General features: G+C 63.5%; 15 protein-coding genes and 1 other annotated feature. Of the genes, 1 reads left to right on the top strand and 14 read right to left on the bottom strand.

Annotation, left to right across the window (positions count from 1 at the left end):
• Window positions 1–375 precede the first annotated feature (375 nt).
• The 14 genes from ABLE43_RS22210 to ABLE43_RS22275 form a co-directional block, all read right to left on the bottom strand.
• Window positions 376–2,178 carry an SLC13 family permease gene (locus ABLE43_RS22210; RefSeq protein ID WP_122129163.1) on the bottom strand — a complete coding sequence of 601 codons (1,803 nt, stop codon included), beginning with the start codon at window positions 2,176–2,178 and terminating at the stop codon, window positions 376–378.
• Window positions 2,175–3,218, bottom strand: coding sequence for a potassium channel family protein (locus ABLE43_RS22215; protein ID WP_122129162.1), 1,044 nt, complete (start codon window positions 3,216–3,218; stop codon window positions 2,175–2,177). The genes ABLE43_RS22210 and ABLE43_RS22215 overlap by 4 nt, the downstream gene beginning before the upstream one ends.
• Before the next feature lie 13 nt (window positions 3,219–3,231).
• The gene (locus tag ABLE43_RS22220; protein WP_122129161.1) at window positions 3,232–3,645 is read right to left on the bottom strand and encodes a Na+/H+ antiporter subunit G; all 414 of its coding nucleotides are present in this window, start codon (window positions 3,643–3,645) and stop codon (window positions 3,232–3,234) included.
• Window positions 3,642–3,911 (bottom strand): K+/H+ antiporter subunit F, encoded by a 270-nt coding sequence (locus ABLE43_RS22225; protein WP_122129160.1) that lies wholly within the window; start codon window positions 3,909–3,911, stop codon window positions 3,642–3,644. The genes ABLE43_RS22220 and ABLE43_RS22225 overlap by 4 nt, the downstream gene beginning before the upstream one ends.
• Window positions 3,908–4,396, bottom strand: a complete 489-nt coding sequence (locus ABLE43_RS22230; protein ID WP_122129159.1) for a Na+/H+ antiporter subunit E — start codon at window positions 4,394–4,396, stop codon at window positions 3,908–3,910. Before ABLE43_RS22230 ends, ABLE43_RS22225 begins: the two co-directional genes overlap by 4 nt.
• Window positions 4,393–5,916: a monovalent cation/H+ antiporter subunit D gene (locus ABLE43_RS22235; RefSeq protein ID WP_122129158.1), complete on the bottom strand. Its 1,524-nt coding sequence runs from the start codon at window positions 5,914–5,916 to the stop codon at window positions 4,393–4,395. Before ABLE43_RS22235 ends, ABLE43_RS22230 begins: the two co-directional genes overlap by 4 nt.
• Window positions 5,913–6,266: a Na+/H+ antiporter subunit C gene (locus ABLE43_RS22240; protein ID WP_122129157.1), complete on the bottom strand. Its 354-nt coding sequence runs from the start codon at window positions 6,264–6,266 to the stop codon at window positions 5,913–5,915. The genes ABLE43_RS22235 and ABLE43_RS22240 overlap by 4 nt, the downstream gene beginning before the upstream one ends.
• Complete coding sequence (locus ABLE43_RS22245; RefSeq protein WP_333702768.1) at window positions 6,263–9,256, bottom strand: monovalent cation/H+ antiporter subunit A; 2,994 nt, start codon at window positions 9,254–9,256, stop codon at window positions 6,263–6,265. Before ABLE43_RS22245 ends, ABLE43_RS22240 begins: the two co-directional genes overlap by 4 nt.
• Before the next feature lie 60 nt (window positions 9,257–9,316).
• Window positions 9,317–9,550: a cold-shock protein gene (locus tag ABLE43_RS22250; protein WP_122129155.1), complete on the bottom strand. Its 234-nt coding sequence runs from the start codon at window positions 9,548–9,550 to the stop codon at window positions 9,317–9,319.
• Between the two features lie 18 nt (window positions 9,551–9,568).
• The gene (locus ABLE43_RS22255; RefSeq protein ID WP_234831430.1) at window positions 9,569–9,916 is read right to left on the bottom strand and encodes a TraR/DksA family transcriptional regulator; all 348 of its coding nucleotides are present in this window, start codon (window positions 9,914–9,916) and stop codon (window positions 9,569–9,571) included.
• Between the two features lies 1 nt (window position 9,917).
• Complete coding sequence (locus ABLE43_RS22260) at window positions 9,918–10,760, bottom strand: universal stress protein (RefSeq protein ID WP_122129154.1); 843 nt, start codon at window positions 10,758–10,760, stop codon at window positions 9,918–9,920.
• A gap of 12 nt (window positions 10,761–10,772) precedes the next feature.
• Window positions 10,773–12,257, bottom strand: coding sequence for a SulP family inorganic anion transporter (locus ABLE43_RS22265; RefSeq protein WP_122129153.1), 1,485 nt, complete (start codon window positions 12,255–12,257; stop codon window positions 10,773–10,775).
• Window positions 12,258–12,344: 87 nt separating this feature from the next.
• Window positions 12,345–12,399, bottom strand: a sequence feature (sul1 is cis-regulatory element that is thought to sense ions involved in sulfur or methionine metabolism; They are found in Alphaproteobacteria).
• A gap of 301 nt (window positions 12,400–12,700) precedes the next feature.
• Complete coding sequence (locus ABLE43_RS22270; RefSeq protein ID WP_348980175.1) at window positions 12,701–13,087, bottom strand: type II toxin-antitoxin system VapC family toxin; 387 nt, start codon at window positions 13,085–13,087, stop codon at window positions 12,701–12,703.
• Window positions 13,087–13,377, bottom strand: coding sequence for an AbrB/MazE/SpoVT family DNA-binding domain-containing protein (locus tag ABLE43_RS22275; RefSeq protein WP_348980176.1), 291 nt, complete (start codon window positions 13,375–13,377; stop codon window positions 13,087–13,089). The genes ABLE43_RS22270 and ABLE43_RS22275 overlap by 1 nt, the downstream gene beginning before the upstream one ends.
• Before the next feature lie 231 nt (window positions 13,378–13,608).
• Here ABLE43_RS22275 and ABLE43_RS22280 point away from each other — a divergent pair, with 231 nt between their 5' ends.
• The gene (locus ABLE43_RS22280; RefSeq protein ID WP_348980177.1) at window positions 13,609–14,229 is read left to right on the top strand and encodes a recombinase family protein; all 621 of its coding nucleotides are present in this window, start codon (window positions 13,609–13,611) and stop codon (window positions 14,227–14,229) included.
• Window positions 14,230–14,703 lie beyond the last annotated feature (474 nt).

Raw genomic sequence — 14,703 nt, forward strand, 5'->3', positions numbered from 1 at the left:
CAGAGCGCAACGTGCCGGACCGAGCGGGAAAGCTGGCTTTATCAGTGCTTCCCCAAAGGAGCAGGCCGCAGGAGGCGACAATCAGTGATGTCACTTCGTGACATTTACCGCTGAAAGCTACACATTTCTCCGTCTCCAACCCGCCATTTCGGGAATGAGCAATCGGGAACATGTTTTGGGAAAACGGCTATTCCCCTGCCGTCCAGCACGCTTTGCGACAGTCAGCCGTCCCGGCCATCCTTCGTTTGTGGGAAAGGTACGACTTAGATTGACGATGCAGTAATGTAGGTCCCGATCGCGATCACCACGGCGGCAAATCCGCGTTCGAGCAGCCCTATACGGGTGCAGAGAATCTTGCCCAGCGAGATCGTCCCATCACAGCCAAACGCTGATCGCAAAACAGGTCGCCAATCCGACCACAATATTCATCGGCAATCCAATTTTCACGAAATCGGAGAAGCGGTAATCCGCAGCAGCATAGACCATGGTGTTGGTCTGATACCCGACCGGTGTGGCGAAGCTGGCGGATGCGGCGAACATGACCGCAACGATTAATGCACGGGGGTCTTGCCCTGTGGCTTGCGCCAGCCCGATTGCTACCGGGGTCATGATGACCGCGACTGCGTTGTTCGTCACTGTCTCGGTCAGCGCCGAAGTCAGAAAATAGAGGATGAGGATCAACCCCAGCGGTGACAGCGTGGCCAGCCATGGCGAGATTGCGCTGACGATCAGATCTATCGTCCCGATCGCCTCCAACGCGCTGCCGATACCAAGCATTGCGAAGATCAGCACCAGCACGCTGCCGTCGATCGATCGCCACGCTTCCTCGGCATCGACGCAGCGCGTGACAAGGACAATACCGACGCCGACCATCGCCAGCAGCGCGACTGGCAGAACGCCTAGCGCCGCTAGCACGACGACGCCGGCCAGCGTCCCGATCGCGATCGGCGCACGGTGCCGGCGGAAGCGGCGGATATGACTTGTATCCTCCGCGATCAGGTTGGTGTTCGCGCGCAGTTCGGTAATGGCGGCATCGTTTGCCGCGACCAGCAGGCTGTCGGCCGCGCGCAACCGGACACTGCCAAGATCAGGGCCGGGCAAGTGCCGCGCCCGCCCGATCCCTAGGACGCGCGCGGGCAGGTTCGACAGTAAGGGAATGTCGCGCAGCTCACGGCCGAGCGCAGGGTGGGTCGGGCTGATCGTCAGGCCGATCAGTTGCACGTCGTCGCTGCGCGCACTGGCGGCAAGGCGGATCGGGCGACCGACATTCTGCAACCCGACCAGATAGCCTTCGCTACGCGCCAGGTCGTCTAGCTCATCGGCGGTCGCACTGACGATCAACCGGTCGGTGGCATTGATCGTCAGCTCGAGCGACGGATTCCGGTCGACGCGTGTCCCCCGGCGGACCGCGATCAAGCGAACTGCATCACGCCGCAGGAAGGGCAGGTCGGTGATGCGAACAGATTTGCCCAGCACTTCGGGTAACAGCGCAATCTCGGTAAGATAGGGCAATTGATGTCGGTCGGCGATGGCATTGTCGGGGCGCGAGGGCAGCAGCTTCGGTCCGAGCAGCAGCATGGTCGCAACCCCCGCTGCCATCGTCACCAGCCCGACGAGCGTGATGTCGAAGATGCCGAACCCCGGTTGCCCGTTCGCGCGTGCAACGCCGTCGACGAGCAGGTTGGTCGATGTTCCGACCAGTGTCAGCGTTCCGCCAAGGATCGAGAGATAGGACAGCGGGATCAGCAGCCGCGTGGCAGGTATCCCCACTGATCGCGCGAGCCGGCGTACCAGCGGGATCAGCACCATCACGACGGGCGTATTGTTAATGAACGCCGGCGCGATCGCGGCGCCCGTCAGCATTTCTGCAACCGTGCGCCGAGGTGCCTTACCCGCTCGCCGGACGATCAGACTGGCCAGCGCCTCGATCGTGCCGGTACGGACCAGCGCCCCCGACAGGATGAAGAAGGCTGCGATGGTGATCAGCGCGGAATTGGCGAAGGCGGCGGTGACGAGCGGCGGGGTGAGCCAGCCCAGCGCGATCATCAGCGCTGCCCCGGCGACAGCGATGGTGACCGGCGGGAAGCGTTCGAGCGCGAACGCGACGAATAAAGCGACGATGACTACCAGCCCCAATATCGGGCGATGCGCGGCTATGAGCGCCAGCAGGTGGGTCACCGGCGCGGCGTCGCATCGGCGGACGTGGCGGGAATGACTTCGAGGATGATGTCGCCCGCCTCCAGTCGCTCGACCTCGGCTTCCCAGAAACCGTACATGGCATCGCCGCGATAGACGCGGTGTCCGAGGCCGGTCGTTATCGCGCGCAACGCAATGCCGACCTCCGCATCGGTGACCGCCCGTTCGCGGAGCGCGACGCGACCATGGGTCGCCGCGAGATCGGCCATATAGTCGGCAAGATGCGCGCCATGCGTCGATCCGGCAAGCAGCAGCCCGGCGAAACTCGCCGGATTGATGACGGTGTCGGCCCCGGCTTGGCGTGCAATCGCTTCGTTATCCTGCGACCGGATCACCACGCTGATCGGTAGCGTGGGTGCAATCCGGCGTGCGGTGAGGACGATCAGAATAGATGTATCATCGCGACCGGCTGCCACGATCATGGCGCTGGCGGTGGCGACGCGGACGGCCTGCAAGGCGGCATCGCGCGTGGCGTTACCCTCCATGACGGCAACGTCGAGCGCCTCCGCACTGCGCAGCGCGGCAGGGTTCTCGTCGATGACGACGATCGTATCGGGATGGGCACCGCGACGGATCAGCTCGCTTGCTGCTTCCGATCCGCTGTTGCCGAAGCCTGCGATGACGACATGGTCGCGAAGCTGCTTCTGGATCACTGACATGCGCCACCGTTCCCAGACACGTTTGAGCAGGAAATCATATGCGGTTCCCAGAAAGATCAGCCATACGAATAGCCGGATCGGCGTGACGACGAAGGTATCGAACAGGCGCGCCTGCTGCGTGACCGGCACGATGTCGCCATAACCGACCGTCGTGACGGTAATCATGGTGAAGTACAGGATGTCGGCGAAGGTGACCGGCGCACCCGACGACTGGCGCAGGCCGTCGCGATCGAACCAGTGAACCGCCAGCGCGATGCCGATCAGCGCGAATGCCAGCAAAGCCCGCCACGACAGGGCCAACCAGACCGGCGTCCGGCTGCGCCGGTACAGGTGATAGTGTGGCGTCGCGTCGCTTCCGTCCATGGCCGACCAGGAATCAGGTATTGGCGGTCGAGGCGGGATTGTCGCGCTTAGGCGCCTCAAACGTTGCCCAGTCGCCCTCCCCGCCCGGACGGGGCGGCGCTCCGGCGATGCTGTCAGGTTCGCTGATCGCACCGACGCGAACGCGATGGAGATGGACCTTGGCGATCATGTTGGCCGAGATCGGCGCGGTGATGAAGAGGAACAGCGAGATCAGTAGTTCGTGCGCGGTCCAGATCCCGAGCCGCGCCTGAAAATACACGACCGAGGCGAGGAGCAGCGCGCCGAGGCCCAGCGTCGTCGCCTTGGTAGGGCCGTGCAGGCGCTCCATCGTCGAGGGCAGGCGGACCAGCCCCCAGCTGCCGATCAGCGCGAAGCCGGCGCCGAGCAGCAGCAGGACAACAATGGAAATGTCGGCGATAACACTCATTCGACGATATCCCCGCGCAGGATGAACTTGCAGTATGCGATGGTGCTGACGAACCCTACCATCGCCAGCAGCAGCGCCGCTTCGAAATAGGTATCGTTGCCGCCGATCATGCCGATCAGCACGATCAGCGCGATGGCGTTGATGACCATAGTGTCGAGTGCGACGATCCGGTCGCCAAGGGCCGGTCCGTGCAGCAATCGCCATCCGTTGAGCAGCAGCGCGAGCGCGATACAGCCTGCAGCGATGTGGAGTGCGATCCCGATCATGCGAATACCCGTTGTAACCGCGCCTCGTAGCGCTTCTTGATCCGCGCGATTTCCGCCGCTTCGTCATCGACGTCGAGCGCGTGCACGAGCAGGAACCGACCATCGGCCGAGACATCCGACGATACCGTGCCCGGCGTCAGGCTGATCGTGCCGGCCAGCATCGTGATCGCCTCCGGCGTGGTCAGGTCGATGGGAATGACCAGCCAGCGGGCGCGAAGGTCGCGGTTACGGCGAAACAGGATCAGCCACGCCACCTGGAAATTGGCGACCAGAATGTCGAACAGCACGATCACCAGATAACCGACAAGGGCGCGACCGAAGCGCATCCGCGGTCGGTCGGGCCAGAAGGGCTGCGTGAACTTCGGCAGGATCAGCGCAAACACGCCGCCCAGCACGATACCGCCGACGGTGATGCTGTTGGCCATCAGCAGCCAAACGATCAGCAGCATTGCTGACAGCGCGGGATGCGGCAACAGGCGGTTCATCCCGCGCGCCCCAGCACGGCGGTGATATAGCGATCGGGGGCCATTACCTGTCGCGCGGTCGCCCGGGTCTGCGCGGTCACCCACCCGGCGGCAACGGTCAGCACCGCCAGCAACATCAGCAGCGTGAGCGGCGCGGTGAAATCTGCGCGCGACCGTGCAGGCGCAGCGATGACATCGGTGCCGGGCGGTGCCGCCTTCCAGAACAGGGTCGATCCGCTACGCGAGAAACCGATCACGCCGATCAGCGTCGAGCCAAGGATGGTGGTCCAGATCGCACCCCACCACGCGACGGCGAAGCTCGCGTCGAGAATCAGCAGCTTGCCGACGAATCCTGCCAGTGGTGGCAGGCCGACCGCAGCGACGGCAGCGACCAGATAGAGCAGGCCCGTCACATCCTGTCCGGCGAAGCGTGGGCTGGGCGCGATTGCGTCGGCATATTGCCCTCGGCGACGTATCGTCGCGTCGGCAACAAGGAACAGCGCGGCACCGGCCAGCGTCGCCTGTACCAGATAATAGAGGGCGGCGGCCAAGGTCGCCTCCCGCCAGGTCGCGACTGCCATCAACAGCGTGCCGGTCGAGGCCAGCACGGCATAGGCCGCCTGCTCACGCATTCCTCGGGCCACTAGTACGCCGACGAAGCCAAGCACCGCGCCCAGCATCGCGGCGGGCAGCAAATAAGGCGCGGGCACCCATGCTGCCGAGCCGGCCTGGCCGCCGAAAATCAGCGGCACGGTGCGGATCATCGCATATACGCCGACCTTGGTCATGATCGCGAACAGCGCGGCTACCACCGGCATCGTCGCGGCATAGGTGCGCGGCATCCACAGGTGGATCGGCACCACCGCCGCCTTTAGCGCGAACACCGCCATCAGGAGCAGTCCGGCGACACGCAGCAACCCCTGATCCTCCGCGGGGAGGTTCGCGACCCGGACGGCCAGATCGGCCATGTTCAGCGTCGATGTCAGGCCATACAGCAGCCCCAGCGCGATCAGGAACAGCGCCGAGCCGGCAATGTTGATCACGACATAGGCAATCCCCGCCTTCAGTCTGAGCGCGCCCTGCCCGTGCAGCATCAGGCCATAGGAGGCGATCAGCAGCACTTCGAAGAACACGAACAGATTGAAGAGGTCACCGGTCAGGAACGCGCCGTTCAACCCCAATAGCTGGAAATGGAACATTGGGTGGAAATGCCAGCCCTTGCGATCCGCACCGGTGACGATCGCATGTAGCAGCACCACCAACGCCAGCACCGCCGCCAGCACCAGCATCGTCGCGGCGAGCCGGTCGACTACCAGCACGATCCCGAACGGTGCGACCCATGCGCCCAGCGCATAGCTACGGATCGCATCGTCCTGCGCGATGCCGAACAGCGCGCACGCGGCGGCCAGCATCGCGACACAGCCGCCGAGCGACAGGATCAGGCTGAACACCCGGCGACGGCGCATCACCAGCATCGTGACCGGCGCAACGATGGCGGGGATGACGACCGGTGCGACCGACAGATGATCGATCAGCGTCATGCCGCATCCTTCCCAACCGGATCGGGATCGCCGTCGACCTGATCCGACCCGCTTTCGAGAAAGCTGCGCAGGCTGAGGATGACGGTCAGCGCGGTCATGCCGAAGGTGATGACGATTGCGGTCAGTACCAGCGCCTGCGGCAGCGGGTCGGCATGTTGCACGACATCCTTCGCATAGAGCGGCGGCCGGTCGACGATCAGTCGCCCGATCGCGAACAGGAACAGATTGACAGCATAGGACAGCAGCGTGAGGCCGAGCACGACCTGAAACGTCCGCCCGCGAAGCGCCAGATAGATGCCGCCCGCGACCAGCACGGCGATGGTGGACGCGACGAGGAACTCAAGGCTCATGCCTGCTCCTCCGCTTCGGCCTTGGCGGCGCGCTGGGCGACCTGGGCGAGCTGGGCCAAAGCCATCAGCACTGCCCCTACCACGACGCAGGCGACGCCCAGGTCAAACGCCATCGCGGTGGCCAGCTCGAACTCACCGATCAGCGGCAGATGGAAATAACCAAAGCTGCTCGACAGGAACGGCGCGCCGAATGGCAGCGACCCAAGGCCGGTGGCAGCCGCGATCAGCACGCCAGCGCCGATCAGCGCATGTTCGCCGAACTTGCGCCGCTCGTCGGTCCAGTCGAACCCGGACGCCAGATATTGCAGCAGGATCGCGATCGAGAACACGAGCGCGGCGATGAACCCGCCCCCTGGCTGATTATGACCGCGCAGGAAGATGTAGCTGCCGACCAGCAGCGCCAGCGGCAGCAGCAGGCGCGTTGCCATCACGAACATCATCGGATGCCGTTCGGGTGAGTGCCGGTCGTTCGATCGCCATTCCCGCAGTCGTCGTCCGGCGACCCCCCGTGCGGCGGGTTCGAGCAGCGCGTAGATGGCAAGCCCGGCGATGCCGAGCACGATGATCTCGCCCAGCGTATCGAACGCACGGAAATCGACCAGCGTCACATTGACGACGTTGGTGCCGCCTCCGCCCGAATAGCTGTTGTCCCAGTGGAAGCGCGATATGCCCTCGCGCTCCGGCCGGGTCATTATCGCCCAGGCCAACCATCCGACGCCCAAACCCCCCGCCACTGCAATGGCCGCGTCGCGCAGTCGGCGGGGCAGAGCCGACAGGCGCGGCGGATTGCCCGGCAACAAGTGCAGCGCCAGCAGCATCAGCAGGATCGTGACGACCTCCACCGAAATCTGGGTCAACGCAAGGTCGGGCGCGGACAGGTGGATGAAGGCCAGCGCCATGACGAGGCCGATGACGCTGATGAAGATCAACGCCAGATAGCGTCGGCGATCGACCGTGACGACGGCGATGGTGGCGGCAACCAGCGCGAACCAGGCAACCACGGCGACGGGGGATGCCGGGGTCGTCGGGCGCGTACCAGCGTAAATACCGTTCCGCAGTGCCGCCTCGATCCCGAACGCCAGCGCAACCGCAAACAGCATCAGGAGATACCGTTGCAGCGACGCGACATGGATCACGCCCAACAGACGGCGCAGCGCTGCGACGGTCTGTGCCATCGTGGCATCGAACAAGCGCTTGGCATCGGGTGACGGCAGCCGGGTCACCAGCGCCGCGACCGATCGGTAGCGGCTCAGCAGCACGACTGCGACCGCGACAGCGCCAAGGCTCATGAGCAGCGCCGGATTGATGCCGTGCCACAACGCCAGATGCAGTTCGGGGGTCGTGCCACCGGTCACTGCGGCGGCAACCGCCGCGACCAGCGGCCCCGCCAGCGTCATGGGCAGCAACCCCAAGGCCAGCGCCAATAGGCCGAGCAGCGCAGGCGGGCCGAGCAGCAGCGTGCCCGGATCATGGGGAGCCACCACGTCCCCTGTGCGGCGAGCGCCGAAATGTAGGGCGACGGCGTAGCGTATCGAATAGGCTGCCGACAGCAAGGCCGCGATGGTGGCGAGCACGGGCACGAGCAGTGCCTGTCCGCCCAACAACGTGTGCGTGGCCTCCTCCAGCATCATTTCCTTGGAAATGAACCCGCCGAGCGGGGGCAGACCCGCCATTGCGGCCGCCGCCAGTACGCCGAGCGTTGCAGTCAGCGGCATGATGGCAGCAAGCCCACCTAGCCGGCGGATATCGCGCGTACCGGTTTCATGGTCGACGATCCCGGCGTGCATGAACAGAGCCGCCTTGAACGCGGCGTGGTTCAGGACGTGGAACACCGCCGCGCTCACCGCCGCGACGGTGCCGAAGCCCAGTAGCATCACCATCAGCCCGAGCTGGCTGATCGTCGAATAGGCAAGGATCGCCTTCAGGTCATGGCGGAACAGCGCGACGCCCGCCCCGAACAGCATCGTCGCCAGCCCAACGGTCGTCACGATACCGAACCACAGATCGGTTCCGGCCAGCACCGGCCACAGCCGCGCGAGCAGGAACACGCCTGCCTTCACCATCGTCGCCGAATGAAGATAGGCGCTGACCGGCGTCGGTGCGGCCATCGCGTGCGGGAGCCAGAAGTGAAACGGGAACTGCGCCGATTTCGTGAACGAGCCGGCGAGGATCAGGAGCAGGATCGCAGGGTATAGGGGCGAGGCCTGGACCAGATCACCGCGCGACAGGATGGCTGCCAGGTCATAGCTGCCGGCAACCTTGCCCAGCAGCACCATCCCCGCGATCAGGGCAAGGCCCCCGCCACCGGTGATGGTCAGCGCCATGCGTGCGCCCTGCCGCGCTTCCGCCTTGTCGCGCCAGAAGCCGATCAACAGGAACGAGGCAAGGCTGGTCATCTCCCAGAATACCAGCATCAGCAGTACGTTGCGCGATAGGGCGATGCCGACCATCGCTCCTTGGAACAGCATCAGGAACGACAGGAAGCGCGCAGTCGGCTCGGTCGGTTTCAGGTATCCCTGCGCATAGATAACGACCAGCAGTCCGATGCCCAGGATCAGGCCGGCGAACAGCAAAGCCAGCGGGTCAAGCCACAACGCGAAGTCGAGGCCCAGCGCCGGAATCCACGCGATCGTCGTCATCAGCGGACGCCCTGACAGCGCAACTCCTGCCTGCGAGAGCAAGATCACCAGCCCGGCCACGCTGGCCGTCGCAGCAATCAGCATATGGGTGCGGCGAGATGCGCAACGTGCCGCCATCAGAGCGACAACAGCAAGGAAGGGCAAACAGAGGAGGGTCAGCAAGGTCATGGCTGCATCGCCTCGGGCAGCACAGATCGGATTGGGATCATGCCGGCGGCACCAACAGTGAGAGTGAGGCAAAAAGGGGGCTGATCGGGCAAGCCGATACTCCAGGCATAAGGGTTCGTCGTTGGCGGCCCGACCAACGTAAAGAACCTGCCTGCTCCAAATGTAGCGGACACCCAGATGCATTCATTGCATTGCCTCGGACCGATTACAACCGGGATACTATGAAATCCGGCTTTGCGTCATCTACCGTCCGGGCGGTGGCGGGTCGTCGAAAAGCAATTCGAGATTGTCGGCTTCAAATCCGCCCTTGGGGCGCTCGACGAGGGTGAAGCGCCAGCGCTGTCCGCGTCGTTGCTCGGTAAAGCCGGCGCGCTCGGCCGCTCGGACGTGGACGAAGACTTTGGGCTGTTTGTCGTCACGCGAGATGAAGCCCCAGGCTCCGCCACGGTCGAGATATTTGATCGTTCCGGTCGGCATGATGCCTTCCTTCCGAGCTTAGCCCTCCTTGGCGCAGGCGAGGCACATCGCCGTCGCGGCCGTATGATCGAGGCGCCTGGCCTCAATTTCTTCGCCACAGCGCGCACACCAGCCATAGTCGCCGCTGTCGATCCGCATCAGCGCAGCATCGATGCGGCTTCGTTCGGCCTGGCGATGCCGCTGCGCCGCCAGAGCCATCGCCTGTACCTGCATGGCGTCGATCCGCGACAGGCGGCCGACGCTTTCCTGATCGAGCGCGACCGGGGCGCGTGTTTCCTCGGCCGCTGCATCGTCAGCGACGAGCTGATCGCGAAGCGCCAGCAGTTGCCGACGCGGCGCATCGAGGATCGCTGCGTCCCCGGCCATGTCAGCGCACCAGCAATACTGGCGCGCGGACGGTGCGGATCATCGTCGTCGTCGTACTGCCGACGATCAGGGTGCGAAGCGGCGAGTGTCCATAGGCACCCATCACCAGCATCGCGCCGGGATGCGCCGCCATATGGTCGCCGATCACCGCTTCGACCTTGCCGTCACGCAGGACGGGTTCGGAACAGGCGGGCAGCGTGGCTGCCGCTGCGTCGAGCTGATCGCGATGCTTGCTATCATCCGGCCCCGCCATGACGAGGTGGACCGGCAAACCGCCGAACAACGGCGAGGTAGCGACGTGACGGACAGCACGGCAGGCGGCCGGGCTGTTGTCGAACGCGATCACCACCGCGCCAGGTGCCTTGGCTTCGCGCGAGGCGATCAGCACCGACTTGTCGCTGGCGCGCACGACCCGTTCGACCTTGGAGCCGATATGGTCGGTCGCGAACTCGCCTGACGCGCCGCGCTTGCCGATGGTGACCAATTCAGCATCGGCTTCACGCTCGACGATCGTCTCCACGATTCCGCCATGCAGATGCATGGACGCGACCGTGATGCCCTGCTCCTTCAGGCGGGCACCGCCTGCGTCCAGCAGGATGCGTCCTTCCTCGATAGCAAGACGCCCCGCCGCTTCCTCAATGCGGGTCAGCTCTTCCAGCAGCTCGCTTTTGACGCCTAGGCCGATCGCGCCGCTATGGTCGTTGCGCGATGCTACGGCATCCTTGCGCTGGACGACGTGTAGCAGCTCGACATCGGCACCGAGCCGGGTAGCGGCCCAGGCCGCCAGATCGACGACGCTGGTGGCGTAAGTGGATGCGTCGATGCAGGCCAATATGCGGTTCATAAGCCCTCTCCTTTAGTGGGCGCCGAGCGCTGCTTCGGCGCCTGGCTTGTCATGGACGGCGAAGCGATCGACCATCGTCGCGCTCGCCTGATTGAGGCCGATGACCTCGACATGGGTGCCTTCGCGGCGGAACTTGAGGATCGCCTTGTCGAGGCTCCCCACCGCCGAAATATCCCAGAAGTGCGCGGCGGTCAGGTCGATGACCACATTGTCCAGCACCTCCTTGAAGTCGAAGGCGTCTGCGAACCGTTCGGACGAGGCGAAGAACACCTGACCCGAGACACGATAGGTCCGCGTCCTGCCGTCCGCGCTCAGCTCGGTTGCCACGTCGAACAGGCGCTTGACCTTGCTGGCGAAGAACAGCCCAGACAGGATCACGCCTGCGACCACGCCCTGCGCCAGATCGTGCGTCGAGACGACGACCAGTACCGTCACCAACATGACGACGGACGACTGCCACGGATGGCTCTTGAGGTTCCTGATCGATCCCCATGAGAAAGTGCCGATCGACACCATGATCATCACCGCGACCAGCGCCGGCATCGGGATGCGGGCGACCAGCGGCCCCAGTACGACGATCAGGAACAGCAGGAACGCGCCCGACACGAAGGTCGAGAGGCGGGTCGAGCCGCCCGACTTCACGTTGATGACGGACTGTCCGATCATCGCGCAGCCACCCATCCCGCCGAAGAAGCCGGTCAGGAAATTGGCGATGCCCTGCCCCTTCATCTCGCGCCGCTTGTTCGAGGGCGTGTCGGTCAGATCATCGACGATCTGCGCGGTCATCATCGATTCCAGCAGGCCCACCGCCGCCATCGTCAGCGAGTAGGGGAAGATGATGCGCAGCGTCTCGAGCGTGAACGGCACCTGTGGAATGCCGAATGCCGGCAGCGACGAGGGCAGCTTGCCCATGTCGCCCACCGTGTTGACCTTGATGCCGGCATAGATCGAGACGATCGTGAGGATCACGATCGCAACCAGCGGCGACGGGATCGCCTTGGTCAGGCGCGGAAACAGATAGATGATCGCCAAACCCGCCGCGACCATCGCGTAGGTTTCCCATCCGACGTTTGTGAGCTGGGGAAGCTGCGCGATGAAGATGAGGATCGCGAGCGCATTGACGAAGCCGGTGATGACCGAGCGCGACACATATTGCATCAGCAGGTCGAGTTTCAGGAAACCGGCGACGCCCTGGATCAGCCCCATGAGGATGGTGGCGGCAAACAGGTACTGGACGCCGTGATCGCGGATCAGCGGCAGAACGAGAACGGCGATCGCCGCGGTTGCGGCCGAGATCATGCCGGGGCGACCGCCCACGAGCGAGATGATGACGGCGATGGAGAAGGAGGCAAACAGCCCGACGCTGGGATCGACGCCGGCAATGATCGAGAAGCCGATAGCCTCCGGGATCAGCGCGAGCGCGACAACGATACCCGCCAGCACGTCCGCGCGCGGGTTCGAGAGCCATTCGCGTCGAAGCGAAGTAGCAAATGTCATGTGGAAACCTGATCGCAATAGCGAGGGGCGCACGCCGTCAGACGCGGTCAATCAACGATGCTCGGAAGCGAGGCCCAAATTCGCTAAGGTTATCCCGGGGATAGGCGCCGGGCCGAGCCACCCGAATCAATCCGGGTCCGTCGAAGACCTCTAGATAAGCACTAATCGCACCATATCGCAACTGCGAACATCAGCAGCCTGCGTTCCCAAAACACCATCCCAAACGGGACGATCGCGGCCAGCACAGTTCAACTGGTTCGGCTGTAAACGTATATCTGTGCCCGTTCCGTGCGCTGCCCGCTATTCGCGAAAACCTTCTTTTCTGCCGTAGCGCTCGCGGCCACCGTCATCTTCTGGCTATGACCAATGAGTCCCGACCCTAACGAACCCCCTGTAGTCGAAAGCACGAAGTCCGCATTAGGCCGAGGTCGTCGCGGCATGGGTTAGCGGATATGCTGAAGTTTCAAGTTTTTTACCTTCACTTTTTTCCACTCACGATCGGCAGTGAGGGCAGGGACATCAAGCTGCACAGCGAGCGCGAGACATGATCGATCACCTAGTCCGCGGCCATATTGGCGCGTTTGGGCATGCAGAGCAGCGGAGGCATAGGCCGCTTCGGTATCGTGGGCGCGGACGTCTAGTCGAAGCTCGTCGAGCAATTCGCGGGTAGTCGGCTCGTCAAGGCCACTGAGGAGCAGCTCCTTGATGACCTCCTGAAGATTGACCGCTGATATTGCCGCGCGCCCGATGTGGGGGGCGACCTTGTCAGCACCGGGTTCATCTCGGACCAGCGCCAACACTGCGGATGCGTCAAGCACGACGGATACCATTATGCGTCTCGATCCAGTGCAGCTGACGGGTCCTCGCCGTGATCAGCGGCAGCTTCTGCCTTCCGGTCCTCCAGAAAGTTGTCGGTGGTGCGCTCATGCTTGGCATGCTTGCGATAAAGTGCCTGTGCGCGTGATACGCCATGGCCAATGGGGGACAGGCGCACCTGATCATCCTCCAGCGTCAGAATGATCTTCGTATCGCCGTGCAAACCCATCGCCTTCCGCACCGATGCTGGCAGAACCATGCGGCCATTGCCGGCAACGTTAATATCTATCGATTGCGATGCCATGTACGCATCCCTTCTAGCTGGTATCAATCTGAAATGTGCCACAAGATAAATCGTGACACAACTGGGCATTGGCAAGTCGCATCCGATGTGTCATCAAACATGTCAATGGGGCTATACCCGTATCGGACAACCAGTATGAAACGCTGGTAGCGTCTAATCAGGGTGGGTTGCAGGGATATTGAACAGTTGATCCGTTGGGTCTAGAAGCTGTTCGAACAGAATGAGGGTTCGATGGCGCTTTTTGGATATGCCCGTGTTTCTACGACGGATCAGGATCTCGGCATCCAGGTGGCGGCGTTACGGGCAGCGGGTTGTCAGACGATCCGGTCGGAGAAAAAGTCCGGCTCGGGCCGTGAAGCGCGAACCGAGCTACAAGTCCTGCTCGATTTCCTGCGCGAAGGCGACACCTTGGTCGTGACGCGGATCGATCGGCTCGCGCGGTCGATGAAGGACCTTCAGGACATCGTCCACGAGTTGAAGGGCAGGCGGGTAGCCTTGAAGGCGACAGAACAGCCGATCGATACCCGCACTGCCGCCGGTAAGGCCTTCCTCGATATGCTTGGCGTCTTTGCCGAGTTCGAGACGAACCTACGTAAAGAACGGCAGGCGGAGGGGATCGCGGCTGCGAAGGTGCGCGGCGTATATAAAGGCGGCAAACCGCGTATCGACCCGGAAGCGGTGCGCACGCGCGCCGCGCAGGGCATGCGTCCTGCGCATATAGCCCGCGAACTGGGCATTTCGCGAGGGACCGTCTATCGCTTTTTGCCTGCGGCGTCACCCGAACCAAACGGTGCCTTGCCATCGGAATCCGCTCTACTGCATAGCGCTGCTACCGATGCCGATCCGTCCTGAGCATGTTTTTCTATACCCTATCGATTGGCGGCATATCTCCGACTTCGTTCGGTTTGTCCGTGCCAAAGGGTGCTGCGAGCATTGCGGTCGGGGACATCTGAAGCGCGTCTTCCACATGGGCGACGGACGGTGGTGGGACGCGGAACGCCGGTATTGGCGGAACGGGCAGGGTAGGCGGGTTCGCCGACCGACCAACGACATTCTTCACGTGGGCAGGTGGACATCAGTAGTTCTGGCGTGCGCCCATCTCCATCATGATCCAAGTGACAGTCGCTTCGAAAAGCTGGCTGCGCTTTGCCAACGATGCCACATGATCCACGATGCGCCCGAGCATCGGCGACGTCGGTGGATTGTCAACGGCGGTCTAATTTCCGGCCAGCGTGGCGGAGTAAAAGCAGGCCACTGATGATGCGCGCGGATGATATGCAAAGGGCCCCGATCGGGGCCCTTTGCATATTTGCCGTTTTGCGGCGG

It is taken from the genome of Sphingomonas silueang (assembly GCF_040049155.1).
GTDB lineage: Bacteria > Pseudomonadota > Alphaproteobacteria > Sphingomonadales > Sphingomonadaceae > Sphingomonas > Sphingomonas silueang.